Source organism: Photobacterium chitinilyticum, assembly GCF_004104355.1.
Lineage (GTDB): Bacteria > Pseudomonadota > Gammaproteobacteria > Enterobacterales > Vibrionaceae > Photobacterium > Photobacterium chitinilyticum.
In genome coordinates, this window is sequence record NZ_RJLM01000220.1 from 1 (window position 1) to 411 (window position 411).

A 411-nucleotide genomic window follows, 5' to 3' on the forward strand; every position below is an offset into this window, starting at 1 on the left:
CCCAGAGGCTGTAAAACCGGTAAAATCATGGGTTCCCTCTAGCTTTTTGATTGCAATCTGCATTCGTTCCACATCGAGTGGGTAGGGAAAGTGGGTGGCATAGTGACGGCGCATCGGATTTTTGGGCCGTCCTCTATCCACAGTAAACTCATAGGTCTTGCTATGCTTGGCATAACGGCAATGAAAATCATCTGCCACAAGCTCAATCAAAATCACATCAATATCTTCAGGAGACTGGGTATCCAAGGCAAAACGGAGTTTCTCCTCATCCATCTGATAAGGCAGGTCAAAATGAATGACCTGTCCCAGGGCATGAACCCCACTATCTGTCCTACCAGCACCGTGAACAGTAATGGTTTGCCCTTTATTTAATCTGGTCAAGGTTTTTTCAATTTCTTCCTGAACGCTACG

The 411-nt window shown here is 46.0% G+C and carries 1 protein-coding gene; it reads right to left on the minus strand.

Features of this window, described 5'->3' with window-relative positions:
- Positions 1-411 (minus strand): pseudouridine synthase family protein (locus tag EDI28_RS26550; RefSeq protein WP_500048357.1); only part of this gene is annotated, 411 nt, incomplete at both ends.